General features: G+C 63.7%; 15 protein-coding genes. 3 read left to right on the forward strand and 12 right to left on the reverse strand.

Going from position 1 to position 19897, the window contains the following annotated elements; translation table 11 throughout:
• Positions 1–135: 135 nt before the first annotated feature.
• A complete protein-coding gene (locus ACOJB8_RS23505; protein WP_475014601.1) occupies positions 136–1008 on the reverse strand; it encodes a DUF2092 domain-containing protein in 873 nt (290 codons plus the stop codon).
• Between the two features lie 224 nt (positions 1009–1232).
• Here ACOJB8_RS23505 and ACOJB8_RS23510 point away from each other — a divergent pair, with 224 nt between their 5' ends.
• From ACOJB8_RS23510 to ACOJB8_RS23520, 3 genes are read left to right on the forward strand one after another with little or no spacing between them, the layout of a single operon-like run.
• Positions 1233–2672 (forward strand): MFS transporter, encoded by a 1440-nt coding sequence (locus ACOJB8_RS23510; protein WP_368606774.1) that lies wholly within the window; start codon positions 1233–1235, stop codon positions 2670–2672.
• A gap of 24 nt (positions 2673–2696) precedes the next feature.
• The gene (locus tag ACOJB8_RS23515) at positions 2697–3893 is read left to right on the forward strand and encodes a CaiB/BaiF CoA transferase family protein (RefSeq protein ID WP_368606775.1); all 1197 of its coding nucleotides are present in this window, start codon (positions 2697–2699) and stop codon (positions 3891–3893) included.
• A 2-nt stretch (positions 3894–3895) separates the two neighbouring features.
• Positions 3896–4738 carry a citryl-CoA lyase gene (locus ACOJB8_RS23520; protein ID WP_475014604.1) on the forward strand — a complete coding sequence of 281 codons (843 nt, stop codon included), beginning with the start codon at positions 3896–3898 and terminating at the stop codon, positions 4736–4738.
• Positions 4739–4812: 74 nt separating this feature from the next.
• On the opposite strand, the gene ACOJB8_RS23525 is transcribed toward ACOJB8_RS23520, so the two are convergent.
• The 11 genes from ACOJB8_RS23525 to ACOJB8_RS23575 form a co-directional block, all read right to left on the reverse strand.
• A complete protein-coding gene (locus ACOJB8_RS23525) occupies positions 4813–5583 on the reverse strand; it encodes an IclR family transcriptional regulator (RefSeq protein WP_069265711.1) in 771 nt (256 codons plus the stop codon).
• Between the two features lie 116 nt (positions 5584–5699).
• A complete protein-coding gene (locus tag ACOJB8_RS23530) occupies positions 5700–6707 on the reverse strand; it encodes a LacI family DNA-binding transcriptional regulator (RefSeq protein ID WP_176732901.1) in 1008 nt (335 codons plus the stop codon).
• A 35-nt stretch (positions 6708–6742) separates the two neighbouring features.
• Positions 6743–7840: an ABC transporter ATP-binding protein gene (locus ACOJB8_RS23535; RefSeq protein ID WP_342945771.1), complete on the reverse strand. Its 1098-nt coding sequence runs from the start codon at positions 7838–7840 to the stop codon at positions 6743–6745.
• Positions 7841–7849: 9 nt separating this feature from the next.
• Positions 7850–8779: a carbohydrate ABC transporter permease gene (locus ACOJB8_RS23540; protein WP_069265708.1), complete on the reverse strand. Its 930-nt coding sequence runs from the start codon at positions 8777–8779 to the stop codon at positions 7850–7852.
• Positions 8776–9720, reverse strand: a complete 945-nt coding sequence (locus ACOJB8_RS23545; RefSeq protein ID WP_342945772.1) for a carbohydrate ABC transporter permease — start codon at positions 9718–9720, stop codon at positions 8776–8778. The genes ACOJB8_RS23540 and ACOJB8_RS23545 overlap by 4 nt, the downstream gene beginning before the upstream one ends.
• An 8-nt stretch (positions 9721–9728) precedes the next feature.
• The gene (locus ACOJB8_RS23550) at positions 9729–10967 is read right to left on the reverse strand and encodes an ABC transporter substrate-binding protein (protein ID WP_342945773.1); all 1239 of its coding nucleotides are present in this window, start codon (positions 10965–10967) and stop codon (positions 9729–9731) included.
• Between the two features lie 245 nt (positions 10968–11212).
• Positions 11213–12616: a GH1 family beta-glucosidase gene (locus ACOJB8_RS23555; RefSeq protein ID WP_342945774.1), complete on the reverse strand. Its 1404-nt coding sequence runs from the start codon at positions 12614–12616 to the stop codon at positions 11213–11215.
• 201 nt (positions 12617–12817) lie between these two features.
• Positions 12818–14494, reverse strand: coding sequence for a SulP family inorganic anion transporter (locus ACOJB8_RS23560; RefSeq protein WP_475014610.1), 1677 nt, complete (start codon positions 14492–14494; stop codon positions 12818–12820).
• Positions 14495–14691: 197 nt separating this feature from the next.
• Positions 14692–16416: a SpoVR family protein gene (locus ACOJB8_RS23565; RefSeq protein WP_069265703.1), complete on the reverse strand. Its 1725-nt coding sequence runs from the start codon at positions 16414–16416 to the stop codon at positions 14692–14694.
• The gene (locus ACOJB8_RS23570; RefSeq protein WP_069265702.1) at positions 16413–17681 is read right to left on the reverse strand and encodes a YeaH/YhbH family protein; all 1269 of its coding nucleotides are present in this window, start codon (positions 17679–17681) and stop codon (positions 16413–16415) included. Before ACOJB8_RS23570 ends, ACOJB8_RS23565 begins: the two co-directional genes overlap by 4 nt.
• A gap of 175 nt (positions 17682–17856) precedes the next feature.
• The gene (locus tag ACOJB8_RS23575) at positions 17857–19779 is read right to left on the reverse strand and encodes a PrkA family serine protein kinase (RefSeq protein ID WP_069265701.1); all 1923 of its coding nucleotides are present in this window, start codon (positions 19777–19779) and stop codon (positions 17857–17859) included.
• Between the last annotated feature and the right edge of the window lie 118 nt (positions 19780–19897).

The following is a 19897-nucleotide window of genomic DNA, read 5'->3' on the forward strand; positions in this document are numbered from 1 at the left end:
AAAAACACGACATCTGTAAATAGCCAGAACACGACATTAGGACGTAGCCCCCACATATAAAACTGCGATAATTTATCTTATGTTAAATAAGAAAAATCCACGGGCGGCGCCACCTGCCAAGCTTGCGCCGCTCTGTCATTGAGCTTCCTCGAACGAAGGCCGCACGGCAGCCGGCTCCAGTTCGATTCGCTTCGCACCGGGTTTCACATGCAACGCGAATGTCGATGCGACGAACGACGGCGCCAGATTCCAGTGGTACGTCACTTCATGACGCGGCCTCGAAGGCTGGGTCGTGTCGGTCACGACCAGATGGCACGGCAGCGGTCGCCGTCCCTGCTCGATCCACATTTCCCAGTCGGCGCCACGCTGCTGAAACGCGTAATGCGTGCACCGGCGCGCATCGACCATTTCGACGCCGAGCACCTGCGCCGCCGTGATCGCCGCGTTGTCGTCCTTGCCGTTGCCCCAATAGAAAAGCTCCGCGAGCGGCGCCTCGATACGCCAGGTATTCGCGAGTTCACGTACGAGGCCATCGAGCGTCGGTGGCGCGTCATTGCGCGTGTAAAAGCCCTTCTTTTCGTTGAAGGTCATGAACTCGCGTCCGTCATAGACCAGCCCGCGCAAGTTGCCGTTGGCCGTGATTTCGGCGCGCAGCCGGTCGGGCCGCTTGACCTCGAGCACCGTATGGCGCAGCAACGCGGCGTTCTGGCCGTTGTCGAGCACGACGTCGGTCGACGTGTCCGCGTTGACCTCGAACTTGCGCAACGTGCGCAGATAAGCGCCCATGGCATTGAGCGCGTCGAGCGCCTGCGCATCGACGGCTGCCTGCGGCGTGTTCGCGGCGGCGGTTCCCTCGCCGTTATCGAGATCGGTGAGCGGCGATGGAACATTCGATTGCGCCTGCGTGTAGCCCCCGCTCTCCGGATGCGCACAGCCGGAGAGCGCAATAGCGGCGCAGAGCGACAAGGCGAACTCGGCAGGAACCCCGGAAAAGACTTTCTTCTTCAAGACGTCTCCTGACTGAGCATCCGCATAAAACGACGGGCTTGGAGCACACGGCATGCCCAGTGGACCGCTGTGAGGCACACGTCGCCTCTCCCTGCATGCACGACTCAGTAAAAGTCCTGGTCGGTTGGCCCACCGCCTCGCAGTATCATCGACCCATATTTTTAGAACGACGTTCTGTCAAACAGAACGGACAGACACGCAAACGAAGCGTTCAGGAGATTCCGATGTCCAGCTTGCCAATCGGAGCGACACGCGCGTCGCTCCGGGACCATGCCGCCGCGCCCGTCAGTGCGGCCGAGATCAACGCGCGCATTGACCGCCTGCCGGCCACGCGCGCCATCTGGACGCTCGTGCTCCTGCTTTCGCTGGGCGGCTGGTTCGAGTTCTACGATCTGTTCTTCACGGCCTATGTCGGGCCGGGCCTCGTGAAAAGCGGTCTCTACTCGACCACCACGGCTTCGTTCTTCGGCTTCTCGGGTCTCGGCGCCTTCGTCGCGGCGTCGTTCGCGGGGCTCTTCATCGGCACGTTCTGCTTGACAGGTCTCGCCGACCGCTATGGCCGCCGCACGCTGTTCACCGCATCGTTGCTCTGGTATTCGGTGGCGACATGCATCATGGCGCTGCAGACGGGCGCGCCCGGCATCAACCTGTGGCGCCTCATCGCGGGCATTGGCGTGGGCGTCGAACTCGTCACCATCGACACCTACGTGAGCGAACTCGTGCCCAAGCACATGCGCGGCCGCGCGTTCGCGTTCGTGCATCTGGTGCAGTACACGGCAGTGCCGGCCGTTGCGTTGCTTGCGTGGTGGTTCGTGCCGCGCGCGCCGCTCGGCTTCGACGGCTGGCGCTGGGTCGTGATGTTCGGCGCGTTCGGCGCGCTCATCGCCTGGGCGATCCGCCGTCGCGTGCCCGAGAGCGCGCGCTGGCTCGCGCAGCGCGGCCGCACCGAGGAAGCTGCACGCATTCTCGCGAGGCTCGAAGCGAAGATCGAGGCGCAGCACGGTCGCTCGCTGCCTGCGCCTGTCGTGGAACCTGCCAGCGCGCAAACACTTGCCAAGGCGCGTTTCGCCGAGATCTGGCAGCCGCCTTACCGCCGCCGCACGATCACGCTGCTCGTCTTCAATCTGTTTCAGGCCATCGGCTTCTACGGCTTCGCCTCGTGGGTGCCGACGCTGCTCGTTTCCAAGGGCGTCACGGTCACGCACAGCCTGCTCTACTCGTTCGTGATCGCGGCGTCGAATCCGTTCGGGCCGCTGCTCGGCATGGCGATTGCCGACCGCATCGAGCGCAAGACGCTCGTCGTACTCTCCGCGCTCGCCATCGCCGTCTGCGGCACGCTGTTCGCCATGCAAACCTCGGCCGGCATGCTCATGTTCCTCGGTGTGCTCATTACGCTGGGCGGTACCCTCCTCTCGGTCGGCTACCACGCGTACCAGGTCGAGCTCTTCCCCACGCGCATGCGCGCCACCGCTGTTGGCTTTGTCTATTCGATGTCGCGTCTTTCCGCGATGTTCTCGGGCTTCATGATCGCGTTCGCGTTGCGCCACTTCGGGGTGCCAGGCGTTTTCGCGCTGATTACCGGCGCGATGATCGTGGTGATGGCGGCCATTGGCATCTTCGGGCCGCGCACGAAGAATCGCGCGCTCGACGACATCTCCCACTAATTTTTTCAATACGAGGCGGTAACCATGCTCCCGTTAGCCGGCGTGCGCGTCCTGGATCTGTCGAATGTGCTCGCGGGTCCCTTCTGCGCCTATCAACTCGCGCTCTTCGGCGCCGAAGTCACCAAGGTCGAGCATCCTGAAGGCGGCGACCTGGCGCGCCGCCTCGGGGCCGACAAGGACGCCGCGGCGCGCAATATGGGCGCGTCGTTCGTGGCCGTGAATGCGGGCAAGCGCTCGATCACGCTGAACCTGAAAGACCCGCGCGGCAAGGCCATTTTGCTCGATCTGGTACGCCACGCCGACGTGCTCGTCGAAAACTTCCGGCCCGGCGTGATGGACCGCCTCGAACTCGGCTACGATCAGTTATCCAAAGTGAATCCGGCGCTGGTCTACTGTGCGATTTCCGGTTTCGGCGATGAAGGCGAGCTGTCGCGCCGCCCGGCCTACGACCAGATCATTCAGGGCATGTCCGGCGTGATGAGCGTGACGGGCGACGCGCACAGCGCGCCGCTGCGCGTAGGCTATCCCGTCTCCGATACCGTGGGCGGCCTCACCGCCGCATTCGGCATTTGCGCGGCGCTCGTCGACGCGCGAACGAGCGGCCGCGGGCGGCGCCTCGACGTTTCGATGCTCGAAGCCACGCTCGCGAGCATGGGCTGGGTCGTGTCGAACTACCTGAACGCCGGCGTCGAGCCCGCGCCGATGGGCAACGAGAATTTCACGGCCGCGCCGTCGGGCACCTTCCGCACGGGCGCGGGGCTGCTCAATATTGCGGCAAACGAAACGCGCCAGTTCGAAAGCCTGTGCGAGGTGATCGGCCGCCCGGACCTGCCGCGCGACGCGCGCTTCTCCGCGCGCCATTCGCGCAAGCAGCATCGCGAAGCGCTCAAGGCCGAGATCGAAACCGCGCTCGCCCCAGACAGCGCGGCCAACTGGGAAACGCGCCTGCTCGAGCGCGGCGTGCCCGTGGGCCGCGTGCTCTCGGTGCCCGAAATCCTCGCGCATCCGCATCTGGCCGAACGGCGCTTCATACGCGAGTTCGAACCGGCACAGGGCGAAGCCGCGCAACGCGTGACGCGCGCGGGCCTGCGGCTCGCCGATGCCGACGCCGCGCCCGCCACGCCCGCGCCGGTTCTTGGCGCCCACACGCGCGAAACGCTCGCACAACTCGGTTACGAAGCCGCCCAAATCGAAGCTCTCCACGATGACGGAGTGATCTGACCATGCCGACGACGAACACAGCCACGCCCGATCTCGCCGCCCTTTGCGCCGACTACTGGAGCACCTCGATCATCGACATCCATCCGGGCTCCATCAAGGTGCGCGGCTATCCGATCCAGGAGCTGATCGGCAGCGTGAGTTTCCCGCAGATGATCTGGCTGATGCTGCGCGGCGAACTGCCCGGCGACGAAGAGGCCACGCTGCTCGAAGCAGCGCTCGTAGCCTCGGTCGATCACGGACCACACGCGCCTTCGATCGCGATCTCGCGCATGGCCACGAGCTGCGGCTTGCCGATCAACGGCGCAATGGCCTCGGCGCTCAACGCACTCGACGACGTGCACGGCGGCGCCGGCCAGCAGGCGGTCGAACTCTATGCCGACATCGCCGCGCGCATCGTGGCAGGCGCCCCATTCGACGCGGCGGTCGAAGCCGGCGTCGACGAGTTCATCTCCGCTCACGGCAAGTATCTCCCGGGCTTCGGCCATCGCTTCCATCCGGTCGATCCGCGCGCCGGACGGCTGCTCGCGCTCGTCGACGCACGTGTGGCGTCGGGCACCATCAAGGGCCGCTACGCCGCGATTGCGCGCGGCATCGAAGCACTGCTGAAAAAGCGCAAGGACCGCCCCGTGCCGATGAACATCGACGGCGTAACGGCCGTTATCTACGCCGAACTGGGCTTTGCGCCCGAACTGGCGCGCGGCGTGTTTTGCCTCTCGCGCGCGGTGGGCATCCTCGCGCATGCGTGGGAGCAGCGCGGGCGCGGCGAGCGTAACAAGGGGCCCATGCCGCGTCAGATTCCGTATGCCTATACTGGTGCGCCGGAGCGGCATCTAGAGCAGTCCTGATCAACGCCCCGTGAAAGCGACCGTGTGCAAACGGTGCTTTGCGCCTGCAATGTATGCGCTAGCCGCGCGTGGCTTCAGGCGTCCTGACGTGCGTGCGCGGCGTGCGCACGTTGGGCGGCGCGCAGCGCGCGCGAGTCGCCGCCGAGCGCGTCGGTAGCGCGTATCGCGCACTCGAACAGCGCGTCGAGATGACGCTCGACGAACGCCGCGTCGATACGCGAACTCGGCCCGGCGAGCGTGAGCACGCCACGCAAGGTGTCGTGAACGCCGAACACGGGCATGGACACGCCGGCGGTTTCGCGGTCGCGCTCACCGATCGAGATGCAGTAGAAGTCGTGGCGAATGGTCTCGAACGGCTCGCCCGGTTCGCCGCCGAATGCCAGCAGCGCGCGGCCGCCAGATCCGCTTTCGAGCGGCAGCACGTCGCCCTCTCGCACATGGTGACGCACCACATGATGCGAATCGACGCGATGCAGGCACACGCGCACCGCGTTGTCACGCACGTAGAACGAAACGCTCTCGCCGCTCGCCGCGGCCAGTTCACGCATGAGCGGCAGCAGAATGTCTCCCATGTTGAGACCGCGCTGATAGAGCGCGCCCAGCGCGAACGTGGCGGGGCCGAGCTGGTAGCGGCCGTCGTCGAGGCGCAGCAGCAGGCGATGCTGAATCAGCGCACCGGCCAGCCGCAGCAACGTGCTTTTATAGAGGCCCGTGCGCGCTGCGAGTTCGGCGAGCGTGAGCGCGCTGTCTCCGGGGCGAAACGCAAACAGGATGGCACACGCGCGGTCGATGACAGCGACGCCTTCTTCTTTCTTGACCGTACCAGCCGGGTCTTGCGCGGGCATGAATGGAAAACGTGGGGATTGGGAATGCGTTCGATTTTACGCGACTTGCCGTCTCCCGGGTGCGCCCCCCTCACCTTCGACTCCAGCGCTGCTGCTCGTTGCACGGGACGCGCGCGTTACTTTGCCCGCGCCACCGAATCGCGCAGCGTCACGCTTACGGGAAACGTGCGCTCGATCGGCCACTGCGTGCCGTAGCACTGGTTGATGAGCCAGCGCACCGCATTGCGCGTGAGCTCCGCTGTGGGAATGTGCACCGAGGTCAGCGCAGGCGCCATGTAGGCCGCCGAATAATCGTCGTCGTAGCCGATCACCGAAACGTCGTGGGGCACGCGCAACCCTGCCTGCTGCAGACGCGCGAGCGCACTCATGGCCATCGTGTCGTTCGCGCAGAAAAGCCCGGTGAAGCGATGTTTGCGTTCGAGGAGCGTCCCGGCCGCCACATAGCCACCCTCGGGCGAGAAGTCCGAGACGATATGCGGCACGGTCCTGCGCTCGATGCCGTGACGCGCCAGCTCGGCGAAAAAACCATGCAGACGCGCCGCATTGTCCGAGGACGTGGACGGGCCGCCGATCACCGCAAGCTCGCGATGGCCGTGCTCGATGAGCGTGCGGGCTGCCATCTCGCCGCCGTGAAAGTGATCGGCGCAAAACGATGCTTCGGGTAACTGATCGAATGAGCGGTTCAGGAAGGCCATGCGCGGGTGCATGGCGTGCAGCATCTGCAGGTCGTCGTCGTACAGATCGTGGCTGATGACCACGACGCCGTCGCAATCGCGGCCGATGAGGAAGCGCACGGCCTCGATGGCCTGCTCGCGCGGCGAGGCTTCACCGCAACCGGTTGCCACGACCACATGACGCCGCACGGCGCGCAGCTGCGTGTCGGTTTCCTTCAGGATAGTGCCGTAGTACGAGCCGAAAAACGTCGGTACGAAGATACCGATGATGCCGAGCGACTTCGTGGCCATCGCCCGCCCGATGGACGAAGGCCGGAAATTGAGCTGTTCGATCGCAGCCTGCACGCGCGCGGCTGCTTCTGCCGATACCGGGCCGTTGCCCGATATCGCCCGCGAAGCTGTCGAAAGGCCCACGCCGGCCAACGCCGCCACGTCTTTCAGGGTCGCCACGTTCCTGGCCTCTCTGTCTTTATCGGTTGTGTGCATCAAATGCGTGCGCCGGTTTCTTCGTCGAATAGCGAAACATGCGCACCGTCGATGGAGAACGGCACCGCCGCCCCACTCGCCAGCGGCGTCTTGTCCTGATCGATCGACGCGATCTGCCCCCCCTGATGCTCGATCCACAGGACACGATGATTGCCCATGGGCTCCACGAGCGTCAAGTGGCCTTCCCACGACGCCTCGTGCGGGCGCACTGCACCGCCTGCACGCACGTCTTCCGGGCGCACGCCGAGCACGCAGGGGCGTGTCGGATCCGGCGTGCCCTTGAACGCGTAAGCCGACACATCCACGTCGAGGCCTGACCCGCGAAAGCGCAGCCGGCCTTCGTCGGCTTCGAGCCTGCCACGCAGCAGGTTCATCGGCGGCGCGCCGAGGAAGGTCGCGACGAACAGGTTCTCTGGGCGCGCGTAGACTTCGGCCGGTGTGCCGAACTGCTGGATCGCCCCGCCCTTCATCACCGCCATGCGCGTGGCGAGCGTCATCGCCTCGACCTGGTCGTGCGTCACGTAGATCATCGTCGCGCCGAGTTGCTGATGCAACTGCTTGAGTTCGCGGCGCAATTCGGTGCGCAGCTTGGCGTCGAGATTCGAGAGCGGCTCGTCGAACAGGAACACGTCCGCCTCGCGTACGAGTGCGCGCCCGATCGCCACACGCTGGCGCTGGCCGCCCGAGAGCTGCGCGGGTTTGCGCGAAAGCAGTGGCCCGAGCTGCAGCATGTCGGCGGCGCGTTTCACGCGGCGGTCGATCTCCGCCTTCGGCGTGCCATTGATACGCAGTGCGAACGAGAGATTGCGCTCCACGTTCATGGTCGGATAGAGCGCGTACGACTGGAACACGAGCGCCACGCCCCGATCCTTCGGGTCGGCCCACGTCATGTCCTCGCCGCCGATCTCGATGCTGCCGTCGGTCACGTCGACGAGGCCCGCGATGCTGTGCAGCAAGGTGGATTTGCCACAGCCCGAAGGCCCGAGCAACACGACGAACTCGCCTGCGCGCACATCGAGATCGAGTTCGTCGATCACCGTGTTCGCGCCGAGGTCGATGCGCAGGTTGCGTACGGAAACGTTCGTGAGATTGCCCATGCCCTGCTCCTAGCCTTTCACCGCGCCCGAGGCGATGCCGCGCACGAACCAGCGCCCCGAAATGAAGTAGATCGCGAGCGGCACGGCCGACGTGAGGATCGTCGCGGCCATGTTGACGTTATAGATACGCTCGCCGGTCGTCGTGTTGATGATGTTGTTCAGCTGCACCGTCATCGGCAGGTTTCTCGTGCCCGCGAACACGAGGCCGAGAATGTAGTCGTTCCAGATGCCGGTGACCTGCATGATGATCGCCACGACAATGATCGGCACCGACATCGGCAGCATGAGCTGCATGAAGATGCGCCAGAACCCGCCGCCGTCGATGCGCGCGGCCTTGAACAGCTCCTGTGGCAACGACGCATAGTAGTTGCGGAACAGGAGCGTCATGACCGGCATGCCGAAGATCGTGTGTATCAGGACGATGCCCGGCAGCGAGCTGAACAGATGCACGAAGGCCAGCACGCGCACGAGCGGGTACACCATCACCTGCACGGGAATGAACGCGCCCGCGAGCAGAATGCCGAACAGCACGCCCGCGCCGCGCGGCCGCCAGAACGACAGCGCGTAACCGTTCACGGCGCCCACGGCAATGGAGATGACCGTGCTCGGCACGACGATGCGCACCGAATTCCAGAAGCCCACGCGAATGCCGCTGCAGTCGAGCCCCGTGCACGCGGAGGACCACGCGTCGCGCCACGGCGCGAGCGTCCACTGCACCGGCAGTGCGAGCAGATGACCGAGGCGGATCTCGGTCATCGGCTTGACCGAAGTCACCAGCATCACATAGAGCGGCAGCAGGAAGAACAGCGCCGCCGTGAACAGAAACGCATAGACGCCGAGCCGCGCGGGCGTGAAGCGGCTGCGCGGCTTGCGCCGCTTTTGCGCCGCACGCGCGGAAGCGGGCGCGGGACGCAGCGAATCGGCCAAAGGCGTGCTCATGCCCGGTCTCCTTTGAGCGCCGCGCGGCTGCGCGCGTAGAAGAATGGCGCAAGAATCGCGAGGACGGTAGCGAGCAGCACGATCGACGCTGCCGAAGCGAGCCCGATGTTCGCGCGATTGAACAGGTAATCCATGATGAATTTCGCCGGCACCTCGCTCGCGGTGCCGGGGCCGCCTTGGGTCATCGCGACCACGGCGTCGTAAAGCTTCACGACCATCACGAAGAGCAGCACGAATGCCGTGGAAAGCGAGGTCTTGAGCATCGGCACGACGATGCTCGCGTACACGCGCCAGCGCGGAATGCCGTCGAGGCGCGCGGCCTTCCATATTTCGTCGTCGATGCCGCGCAGCCCCGCGAGCATCAGCGCCATCACGAGACCCGAGGCCTGCCACACGGTGGCGATCACGAGCGTGTAGATCGCGAAGCGCTGCGTGACGATCCAGTCGAAGCGCGCGTGCTCGAATCCCATGTGCCGCAGCACGGCCTGCACGCCGAGTTCGGGGTTGAGGATCCACTGCCAGACGAGGCCCGTTGCGACGAACGACATCGCATAGGGATAGAGAAACACCGTGCGCAGCGCGCCTTCCGCCACGACGCGCTGGTCGATGAAGATCGCGAGCAGTAGCCCGATCACGAGGCACGCCGCGATGAAGCACACGCCGTAGATCACGAGATTCTGCAGCGACAGGATCCAGCGGTCGTTCTCGAAGAGCCGCACGTACTGCGTCACGCCCGCGAAGGTATTGGTGGGCAGCGAGCGCGAGAGGCTGAGCGAGACGCGCGCCGTCCACAGCATGGTGCCGAGATACGCGAACAGGACCGTCGCCGCCATCGGCGCGAGCGCGATCCAGGCGGCGAGCGAGAGCCGCCGCCGCGCGGGGCGCGCGCTGCGCACTTGCCCCGCTTGGCGTTTGGCCGGGTGCAGCTTGGCGGCGTACATGGTTGCGCTCAGCTCTGGATTGCCGTGGCAAAGGCTTTCTGCGCGTCTTCGGCCGACTGGTTCTTGTTCCAGAAGTTCGTGATGACGTCCTGCAGCGCGCCCTGGACATCAGGCGGAATCAGCATTTCCGGATTCGGCAGTTGCCGCGACTTGTCCTTCATGATCGTCATGCCCTCCTTCGCGCAGATGTCGAAGCCCGAGGTGTCCACGTCGGGGCGAATCGGAATCGAGCCCTTCTTCTGGTTGAACGCGACCTGTGCGGCAGGCGACGTCATCACCGTGGCGAGCAGTTGCTGCGCCTTGACCTGCTCGGGATTGTCGGTCTTCGGGAACACGAACACGTCGCCGGCGATCATGTACGGCGACTTCGGGAAACCGGGGAAGCATCCGAAGTCCTTGCCCGCCACCTGGTTCGCGGCCGAAAATTCGCCCTTGGCCCAGTCGCCCATGATCTGCATGCCCGCCTTGCCGGAAATCACGAGCGCCGTGGCGTCGTTCCAGTTGCGGCCAGGCGAGCCCGGATCCACGTAATTATGCAGCCGCTTGAAGGTCGTGAGCACGTTGCGGAACGCGGGCGAATTCACGGCGTTCGCGTCGCGGTCGCGGTAGACCTTCATGTAGAGATCGCGGTCCATGTCGGCGAAGATGGCGTCGAAGGTGATCTTCTCCTGCCATGCCTGACCACCCAGCGCGAGCGGAATCACCCCAGCCGACTTGAGCTTGTCGAGATCGGCGAAGAGTTCGTCGAAATTCTGCGGTTCGCCCTTGATCCCGGCCTTGGCGAACGCGGGCTTGGAATAGAAGAACCAGTCCTGCATGTGGATGTTCACGGGCGCGGCATAGTAGTGCCCTTTGACCTTGATCGCCGTGAGAATCGATTCAGGGAAGCTGGCGCTCCAGTTCTCCTTCGTTGCGACCGCATCGACATTGTTCAGGAGTCCCTGGTCGATGAGATCGTGAAACTGCCTGGACGTATTGAACTGCGCAGCGGTGGGCGGATCGCCGCCCACGATGCGGTTGATTGCCGTTGCGCGCGCCTGGTCCCCGCCGGCGATCGCGTTGTCCACCCACTTTCCACCCGCCTGATCGTAGGCAAGCGCGAACTGCTTGATCGCGGCCGACTCGCCGCCCGACGTCCACCAGTGAATCACGTTGGCCTTCAGCGGCTCCGCGGCGTGGGCCGCGAGCGCGCCGGCCAGCGCGAGAGCGGCCACGATGCCGCGCAGAACGGGTGCGTTGTGCTTCATTGCGTCTCCTGTCGATCCGGAGCTGGCGCTTCAGCTGTCGCCTGGCGTCAGTGCTTTCGGCACCGGCGTCGGGCCCATGCAGGGCTCCGGTTGCTCCGGGTTGGTCTGCAAAAGCTTTTGGGTTGGAAATTTCGTCGGCCCACGGCGCGTCGTACGGCATGCCCGAGCGTCGCATGCCCTGCCGTGGTTGTCACGCTAGTTGTTGCCCTTGCTCGGTAACCCTGTCAAGCGCCCTTGATGTGCCATCAAGCGCCGTCGAGCGCGCGCCGCTGCGCGATGAAACGCGCAATGAGTTCCGCACTGCGCTTGGGCGTGCGAACCTGCGTGTCGTAATCGACATGCACGACACCGAAGCGCCGCTCATAGCCAAACGCCCATTCGAAGTTGTCGAGCAGCGACCAGACGAAATAGCCGCGCACGTCCACGCCCGCCTTGATCGCGGCGTCCACCGCGGCGAGATGGCGCTTGAGGAACGAGATGCGTTGCGTATCGTTGACCTCGCCTTCGCTCACGCGGTCGTCCGAAGCCATGCCGTTCTCGGTGATATAGATCGGCGGCAGGTTCTCGTAGGTGCGACCGAAACCGATCAGCAGGTCGCGCAGACCGTCGGGGTGAACCTCCCACCCCATCTGCGTGCGCTCGACGTCCTTCAGCGGCACTTCGACGAAGCCGTGCGCGCCGTCGCTCTTCACGTTGGTGCGGAAATAGTAGTTGATGCCGAGGAAATCGAGCGGCGCCGAGATCGTCTTCATGTCGCCTTCGAGCACGAGCGGCTCGGTGCCCGGCCACAGCTCGAAGAGTTCTTCGGGGTACGCGCCCTTGAGCAGCGGATCGAGAATCCACGCGTTGTGCTGCACTTCGAAGCGGCGTGCGGCGCGCACATCTTCCGGCGACGAGGAATCGGGCGTGCCGCGTCCCACGTTCGCCACGATGCCCTTGGTCGAGCCCGGATCGTTCGCGCGCAGCACGCCGGTAGCGAGGCCGTGGCCGAGCAGCAGATGATGCATCGCCTGGGTGGCATAGCGGCCGTTCGCGAGGCCCGGCGCGTGATGGCCGTTGCCGTAGCCGAGGTACGCCGAGCACCACGGCTCGTTGAGCGTCATCCATGCGTCGACGAGGCCGGACAGTTCGCGGCTCATGAGGTCGGCGTAGTCGGCGAAGCGGTATGCGGTGTCGCGATTGAGCCAGCCGCCGCGATCTTCCAGATGCTGCGGCAGGTCCCAGTGGTAGAGCGTGGCGAAGGTGCGCACGCCCTTCTCCCTCAGGCGCTCCAGCAAGCGCTTGTAGAAGGCGATGCCTTTGGCATTGGGCCGGCCCGCCTCGTCCATGACGCGCGGCCACGCGATCGAAAAGCGATAGGCCTCGAAGTTAAGGCTCTCGAGCAGATCGAGATCGGACTCCCAACGGTGATAGTGGTCGCAGGCCACGGCGCCCGTGTCGCCCGCGAGCACCTTGCCCGGCGTGGCGCTGAACGTGTCCCAGATCGAGGGGATGCGCCCGTCCTCGTGAATGGCGCCTTCGATCTGATACGAAGCCGTGGCCGCGCCCAGGAGGAAGTCGCTGCGCCACAGTGCGGAGCTGGCGGGCGGAGTGAACGGATCGTCGGCAACTGCGGCGGCGGAATGCGGCAATGCGGTGTCCTGAGTCACGAAGCCTCCTGCGCGGAAGTCACCGGCGTTCTGGGTAGCCGGATCGGGTTGGAGTGGAAGCGCTTCCACAGCGCTTGAGGCGCACAATAGCAGCGGCGAATTCCGGCGGGCAATCGGGGTTTTTATGGACGTTATTATGTAGCTGCTTCACACGTTTTCCGCATACACGCTCGTCTGGCTTGTAGCATGGCTACACGGGCGTCACGCATCCGAGCGCGACTCCAGTTCGGGACGCACTGCCGCGAGCGCTTCGTGCAGGGTCGGAAAGATGTTCGCACGGCCCACCACGGCTGTGATGCCATGCCGATCCATGTCCGAAAGCAGATAGCGGTTCACGCGCCCGAAAATCACCTTCACGCCGCGCTCCGCGAGTTCCGCGCAGAGGTCGATGACGGAGCGCCCCGCGGAATAGTCGAGATCGGTGATCGCCCCCGCATCCACGACCACGCAGTGCACGGGCGACGGCGCGCGATCGATCAGCATGCGCAGTTCGTCGACGAACAAATGGTCGTTCGCATAGAACAGGTCCGCACCGAAGCGATAGACGATCAGCCCTGCCGCCGTGAGCTGGCCCGCTTGCGCGGGCTCGGGCAGCCAGTGCCCCTCGTCGTTCGGCACGAGCACCATGGTGTGCGGCCGGTAGCTATGGCGCACGTGGCGCAGTAACGACAGGCCGATCGCGATGAGGATACCGTTCTCCACGCCGATCACGACGACGGCGAGCGCCGTCGTCACCGCGAGCCGGAATTCGCCGGGACTTTCGCGGCGAATGTCGATCAGCTGGCGAATGTTCACGAGCCCCACGGCAATCGTGAAGACGATCGCGGCCAGCACGCAGTGCGGCAGATATTGCAGCAGGTGGCTGAAGAACAACAGCACCACGAGCACGACGCCCGCGAACACGAGCTGCGCGAACTGGCTGCGCGCGCCGGCCTGATCGGCCATGGCGGTCTGCGTGAGGCTGCCGTTCACGACGAACGCGCCGCTCATCGAAGCCGCCGCATTGGCCGCCGCGAGGCCGAGGAGATTGGTGTCTTCGTCGGTGCGCTCGCCGTAGCGCTCGGCAAACGCGCGGCTCGTGGCGGCGCTTTGCGCGACGATGATGACGAAGCACGACGCCGCCACCTGCAGCAGATCGATCATCTGGAACCAGCCCACCGCGGGAAAGCTCAGGCGCGGCAAGCCGCCCTGCACTGGCCCGATCACCGAAATGCCGTGGGCCGCGAAGTTCAGCATGGCGCTCGCGGCGATGCTGCCCGCCACGGCGACGAGCGGCACCGGCCAGCGCGGCCGGTACGTCTTGAAGACCAGAATCGCCGCTACGACCACCACGGCGATGGCAAGCGTCTGCCAGTGAATCGTGCCCAGTTGCGTGACGATCTGCTTGATCTGCAGGACCGTGCGGCGTGAATTGACAGTAATGCCAAGCATGTCGCCGAGCATCGCCACGCCCACTTGCACGCCCACGCCCGTGAGAAAACCTGCGAGGACGGTGCGCGAGAGAAAGTCCGCGAGAAAGCCGAGCCGAAACAGGCGTGCGATCAACAACATCACGGCCGTGAGCAAGGCGGTCATGCCCGCGAGCGCGACATACTCAGCGCTCGAAGGCGCTGCCATGGTCGTGAGACGGCTCGCGAAAATGGTGGCCGTGGCGGAATCGGCGGCAACCACGAGATGGCGCGACGCGCCAAAGAGTGCAAACGCAACGAGCGGCAGAAAGCCTGTGTACAGACCGGTGACGGCAGGCATGCCCGCGATGCGCGCATAGCCAAGCAGTTGCGGCACGTTCATCGAGGCAAGCTGCACGCCGGCGAGCGCATCACGCAATGCAGACGCACGAGACAGCGGACGCACGCCGCGAAACAGTTCAAACGCCATTACGCCATCCTTTCGAAATCCGCCTCTTCGGGCGGTGTTTTTTTTAGCTGCGGGCTCACTGGCGCAGTATGTTAGCGCGCGGGCGCGTTCCAGTACGTGTTCGATTGCAACGTCGTTGCTCGCGCATCAATGAAAGAGGCCAGCCCGCAGGCTGGCCTCATGACTGATCCGCTCAACCGCGTCACGCAGCGCGATGGCTATACCCGAATCGGCGGCGGCATATAACGGCATTCGTAGCGTTTTCGTACCGTGCCGTTCTCATCCACGCTTTCGAGGAACACGTCGAACTGCCAGAGGCGCGCCATGTGGCGCAGCACTTCGTCGGTGTCACCCGATAGATGGCGATTGTCGCTCATGAAGTGACGCAGCGTGAGGCTACGATCGCCGCGCGTGTTCACCGACCACACCTGAATATTCGGTTCGCGGTGATGCATGTCGTACTGACGCGAGAGCGCCTGGCGTACGTACTGGTAGCCGCTTTCGTCGTGGATGGCCGAGACTTCGAGTGCGTCGCGCATGTCGTCGTCGAGCACCGAAAAGAGCCGCATTTCGCGGATCAGATGCGGCGACAGGTATTGCGCCACGAAGCTCTCGTCCTTGAAGTTGCGCATGGCATAGTGCAGCGCCTTGAGCCACGGACTGCCGGCCAGCTCGGGGAACCACTTGCGGTCCTCCTCCGTGGGGTTCTCGCAGATGCGGCGAATGTCGCTCATCATCGAAAAGCCGAGCGCATACGGATTGATGCCGCTGTAATACGGCTTCGTCACCGGCGGCTGATAGATCACGTTGCTGTGCGAATGCAGGAACTCCATCATGAAGCCGTCTTCGAGCTTGCCCTGCGTATAGAGCGTGTTGAGCAGCGTGTAATGCCAGAATGTGGCCCAGCCTTCGTTCATGACCTGGGTTTGCCGCTGCGGATAGAAGTACTGCCCGATCTTGCGCACGATGCGTATGACTTCGCGCTCCCACGGCTCGAGCAGCGGCGAGTTCTTTTCGGCGAAATACAGCAGGTTTTCCTGCGGCTCCGGCGGAAAGCGCTCGTCGATCTCCTCGGCAACGGGCATTTGCTGCTTCGGCAGCGTGCGCCATAGTTCATTGACCTGGGACTGCAGATAAGCCTCGCGTTCCCGGCGCAATGCGGCCTCGCGCTCGAGCGACAGCTTTTGCGGACGTTTGTAGCGGTCTACGCCGTAATTCATGAGCGCGTGGCACGAGTCGAGCAACTCTTCCACGCGGTCGAGACCATAACGCTCCTCGCATTCGGCGATGTAATTCTTCGCATACACGAGGTAATCGATGATGGCGTGCGCGTCCGTCCAGAGACGGAACAGATAATTGCCCTTGAAGAACGAGTTGTGCCCGTACGCGGCGTGCGCGATCACGAGCGCCTGCATCGTCATGGTGTTCTCTTCCATGAGATACGCGATGCAGGGGTTGGAGTTGATGACGATCTCGTAGGCGAGGCCCATCTGGCCGCGGCGATAGCTCTTTTCGGTGGAGAGAAAGTGCTTGCCGAATGACCAGTGGCGATAGTTCACCGGCATGCCGACGGACGCATAGGCGTCCATCATCTGCTCGGCGCTGATCAGTTCGAGCTGGATCGGATAAACATCCAGTTCGTATTGCTCTGCAACATGCGAGATATGAGTGTCGTACTCCTCGATGAGTTCGAAGGTCCAGTCGGAGGGGCACGGCAACGGCCGTTTGTCGGCTACGTTCATTTGCACTTCCCTTTGCTGGGCGAGCCCATGCTCCTTGTGGCGAGCAGCCCCGGCGGCATGTCCCGGCGCTTCGGCGTCTTCATGGTGGCCGGGCTTGCGCTCGTCACCGTGTTCGCCATGATGCCCTTTTTCGTGGCCGCTCGTCTTCCGGCGCTCCGGCTGGTAGCCGCGCGCCTCATTGTGCAGGTGGCGTGTCGTCATGAGTGTTCCACCTGCTTTTCGAAAAGCTCCCGGAACACCGGGTAGATGTCCGCCGCGGTGTCGACTTTCTTCATCGCCAGATGCGGTTCGGTGAGTGCGAGCTGCGCGTATTCGAGCCAGAGGTTCTGCTCCTCCGGCGTGACCTGAATATACGCAAAATAGCGCACCTGCGGCAGTATGTCATCCGCGAGAATCTTGCGGCATTTGGGCGAATCGTCAGTCCAATTGTCGCCGTCCGAAGCCTGTGCGCCGTAGATGTTCCAGTCGCTTGGCGAATAACGGTCCTCGATCACTTTTTTCATCAGCTCCAGTGCGCTCGACACGACCGTGCCGCCGCTTTCGGTGGAATGAAAGAAGGTGTCCTCGTCCACTTCCTCGGCGCGCGTGTGGTGGCGAATGAAGACCACCTCGATCTTTTCGTAATTGCGCTTGAGGAACAGGTACAGCAGGATGAAGAAGCGCTTGGACAAGTCCTTGCGCTGCTCGTCCATCGAGCCCGACACGTCCATTAGGCAGAACATCACGGCCTGGCTCGACGGTTGCGGCTGCTTCACGCGATTCACGTAACGCAGATCGAACGGGTCGATGAACGGAATGCGCCAGATGCGCCCGCGCAGGTGATGGATCTGCTCTTCGAGCCGCGCGATTTCTTCACGCCGGTCGGCCGGGTCGGCCTTGAGCGCTTCGAGCTGCTCCTCGAGTTCGTGCAGTTCGTTGACGAGCGGCGCGCCGAGCGCGATGCGACGGCCAAGCGCGCTGCGCAGCGATCTCACGACATCGATGTTGTTCGGCGTGCCTTCGGCAGCCCAGCCCGCGCGGATGCTCTTCCACGTTGGCACGGCCATGAGATGGGTTTTGACGAGGCGCGGCAGTTCGAGGTCGTCGAAGAAGTACTGCATGAATTCTTCGCGGGAGAGTTCGAACACGAAGTCGTCCTGACCTTCGCCCTCGTTGCTCGCCTGGCTGCCGCCACCGCCGCCGCCGCCCTGTGGACGCGGAATGCGGTCGCCGCGAATATAGTCCTCGTTGCCTGGGTGAACCATTTCGCGCTTGCCGCCGGGGCCGTGCCGGAACGACGGCTCTGCGATGTCCTTGCGCGGAATGGTGATGCTCTGGTTGCTCTGTATGTCCTTGATGCTGCGGTCACGCACCGCTTCCGAAACGGCGTGACGAATATAGTTCTTCACGCGGCGCAAAAAGCGCTCGCGGTTAGCAATGCTCTTGTTCTTTCCGGCTAGCCTGCGGTCGATGATTTGATGAAGCACATCCAGTCTCCCGCTCCAGTTGCGAATGGGCGAGGTGCGCAGTGTTCATTGCCGCGTCTGCCATCGTGCGTGCCGCGTTCACCCGCTCATGGCCACGCCGCCTGCGCCCCGCCGGGGGTCCTTTTGCGCCGCCGCAAAACTGCGGCAGCGCACTCGGACGGTAAAGCCTCTTCGTTCACGACGACTTGCGCACCCGCAGATACCAGTCGCAGAGCAACCGGACCTGCTTCGGCGTATAACCCTTCGCCACCATGCGGTTGACGAAGTCTTCGTGCTTGCGCTGCTCTTCCGCCGAGCCTTTCGCATTGAACGAGATGACCGGCAAAAGTTCTTCCGTGTTCGAAAACATTTTCTTTTCGATCACTACGCGCAGCTTCTCGTAGCTGATCCAGGCCGGGTTCTTGCCGGCGTTGGCCGCACGCGCACGCAGCACGAAATTCACGATCTCGTTGCGGAAGTCCTTCGGGTTGCTGATGCCCGCGGGCTTCTCGATCTTCTCGAGCTCGGCATTCAATGCCGCGCGATCGAAGCTTTCGCCCGTGTCGTGATCGCGGAACTCCTGGTCCTGAATCCAGAAGTCGGCGTAGGTGACATAGCGGTCGAAGATGTTCTGCCCATATTCGGAATACGACTCGAGGTAGGCGGTCTGGATCTCCTTGCCGATGAACTCCGCGTAACGCGAGGCCAGCACGTCCTTCACGAACGACAGATACTTCTGCTCGGTTTCCGGCGGGAACTGCTCGCGCTCGATCTGCTGTTCGAGCACATACATGAGGTGCACCGGATTCGCGGCCACTTCAGTCGAGTCGAAGTTGAACACGCGCGAGAGGATCTTGAACGCGAAGCGCGTCGAAACCCCGTTCATCCCTTCGTCCACGCCCGCGAAGTCGCGGTACTCCTGGTACGACTTCGCTTTTGGATCGGTGTCCTTGAGGTTTTCGCCGTCGTACACCTGCATCTTCGAGAAGAGACTCGAGTTCTCCGGCTCCTGCAGGCGCGTGAGCACCGACATCTGCGCCATCATCTTCAGCGTGCCAGGCGCGCACACGGCCTCGGCCAGCGACGAATTGCGCAACAGCTTCTCGTAGATCTTCATCTCTTCCGAGTAGCGCAGGCAGTACGGCACCTTCACCACGAAGATACGATCGAGCAGTGCCTCGTTGTTGCGGTTGTTGCGGAACGCCTTCCACTCCGACTCGTTCGAGTGCGCGAGGATGATGCCGTTGAACGGAATCGCCCCGAATCCTTCGGTGCCCTTGAAGTTGCCTTCCTGGGTGGCCGTGAGCAGCGGGTGCAGCACCTTGATCGGCGCCTTGAACATTTCGACGAATTCGAGCAGGCCCTGATTCGCGAGACACAGGCCGCCCGAGTAGCTGTAGGCGTCGGCGTCGTCCTGGGCATATTGCTCGAGCTTGCGGATGTCCACCTTGCCGACGAGCGACGAGATGTCCTGATTGTTCTCGTCGCCAGGTTCGGTCTTCGCGATGCCGATCTGGCGCAGGATGGACGGGAAGCGGCGCACCACGCGGAACTTGCGGATGTCGCCGTTGTATTCGTGCAGGCGCTTCACGGCCCACGGGCTCAAGATGCTGCGCAGGTAACGGCGCGGTATGCCGTATTGCTCTTCGAGTATCGGGCCATCTTCGTCGTAGTCGAACAGCCCGAGCGGAGACTCGTTCACGGGCGAGCCCTTGATCGAGTAGAACGGCACGCGCTCCATGAGCTGCTTCAGCCGCTCGGCGATGGAGGACTTGCCGCCGCCCACCGGACCGAGCAGATAGAGAATCTGCTTCTTCTCTTCGAGTCCTTGCGCCGCATGGCGGAAGTACGCGACGACCTGCTCGATCACGTCTTCCATGCCATAGAACTCGCGGAATGCGGGATACACCTTGATGACCTTGTTCGCAAAGATGCGCGACAGACGCGGATCGTTGCGGGTGTCGATCTGTTCGGGTTCGCCGATTGCCGTCAGCATGCGTTCGCCAGCCGTGGCGTACGCATTGGGATCTTCCTTGCAGAGCGCGAGATACTCCTCGAGCGAGAACTCCTCCTCTCGCGTTTTTTCGAAGCGGGTCGCGAAGCTGCTATAGATATCCATGCTACCTCCTCGCCAAGATCTGCGACCGATGTCGTGCGCGGCGCGCTATTCGGAAACGACATCGCTCAAATTCATCCTAAACCCTTTTGAAATTTTTCGCACCGTTAAATCGCGCCTG

Source organism: Paraburkholderia sp. BR10141 (assembly GCF_056155635.1).

Excerpts from the sequence above, each read along its gene's own strand:
- ACOJB8_RS23510 (WP_368606774.1), top strand. The coding sequence starts at position 1,233 with ATGTCCAGCTTGCCAATCGGAGCGACACGCGCGTCGCTCCGGGACCAT.
- ACOJB8_RS23515 (WP_368606775.1), top strand. The coding sequence starts at position 2,697 with ATGCTCCCGTTAGCCGGCGTGCGCGTCCTGGATCTGTCGAATGTGCTC.
- ACOJB8_RS23520 (WP_475014604.1), top strand. The coding sequence starts at position 3,896 with ATGCCGACGACGAACACAGCCACGCCCGATCTCGCCGCCCTTTGCGCC.
- ACOJB8_RS23525 (WP_069265711.1), bottom strand. The coding sequence starts at position 5,583 with ATGCCCGCGCAAGACCCGGCTGGTACGGTCAAGAAAGAAGAAGGCGTC.
- ACOJB8_RS23535 (WP_342945771.1), bottom strand. The coding sequence starts at position 7,840 with ATGGGCAATCTCACGAACGTTTCCGTACGCAACCTGCGCATCGACCTC.
- ACOJB8_RS23540 (WP_069265708.1), bottom strand. The coding sequence starts at position 8,779 with ATGAGCACGCCTTTGGCCGATTCGCTGCGTCCCGCGCCCGCTTCCGCG.
- ACOJB8_RS23545 (WP_342945772.1), bottom strand. The coding sequence starts at position 9,720 with ATGTACGCCGCCAAGCTGCACCCGGCCAAACGCCAAGCGGGGCAAGTG.
- ACOJB8_RS23550 (WP_342945773.1), bottom strand. The coding sequence starts at position 10,967 with ATGAAGCACAACGCACCCGTTCTGCGCGGCATCGTGGCCGCTCTCGCG.
- ACOJB8_RS23560 (WP_475014610.1), bottom strand. The coding sequence starts at position 14,494 with ATGGCGTTTGAACTGTTTCGCGGCGTGCGTCCGCTGTCTCGTGCGTCT.
- ACOJB8_RS23565 (WP_069265703.1), bottom strand. The coding sequence starts at position 16,416 with ATGACGACACGCCACCTGCACAATGAGGCGCGCGGCTACCAGCCGGAG.
- ACOJB8_RS23575 (WP_069265701.1), bottom strand. The coding sequence starts at position 19,779 with ATGGATATCTATAGCAGCTTCGCGACCCGCTTCGAAAAAACGCGAGAG.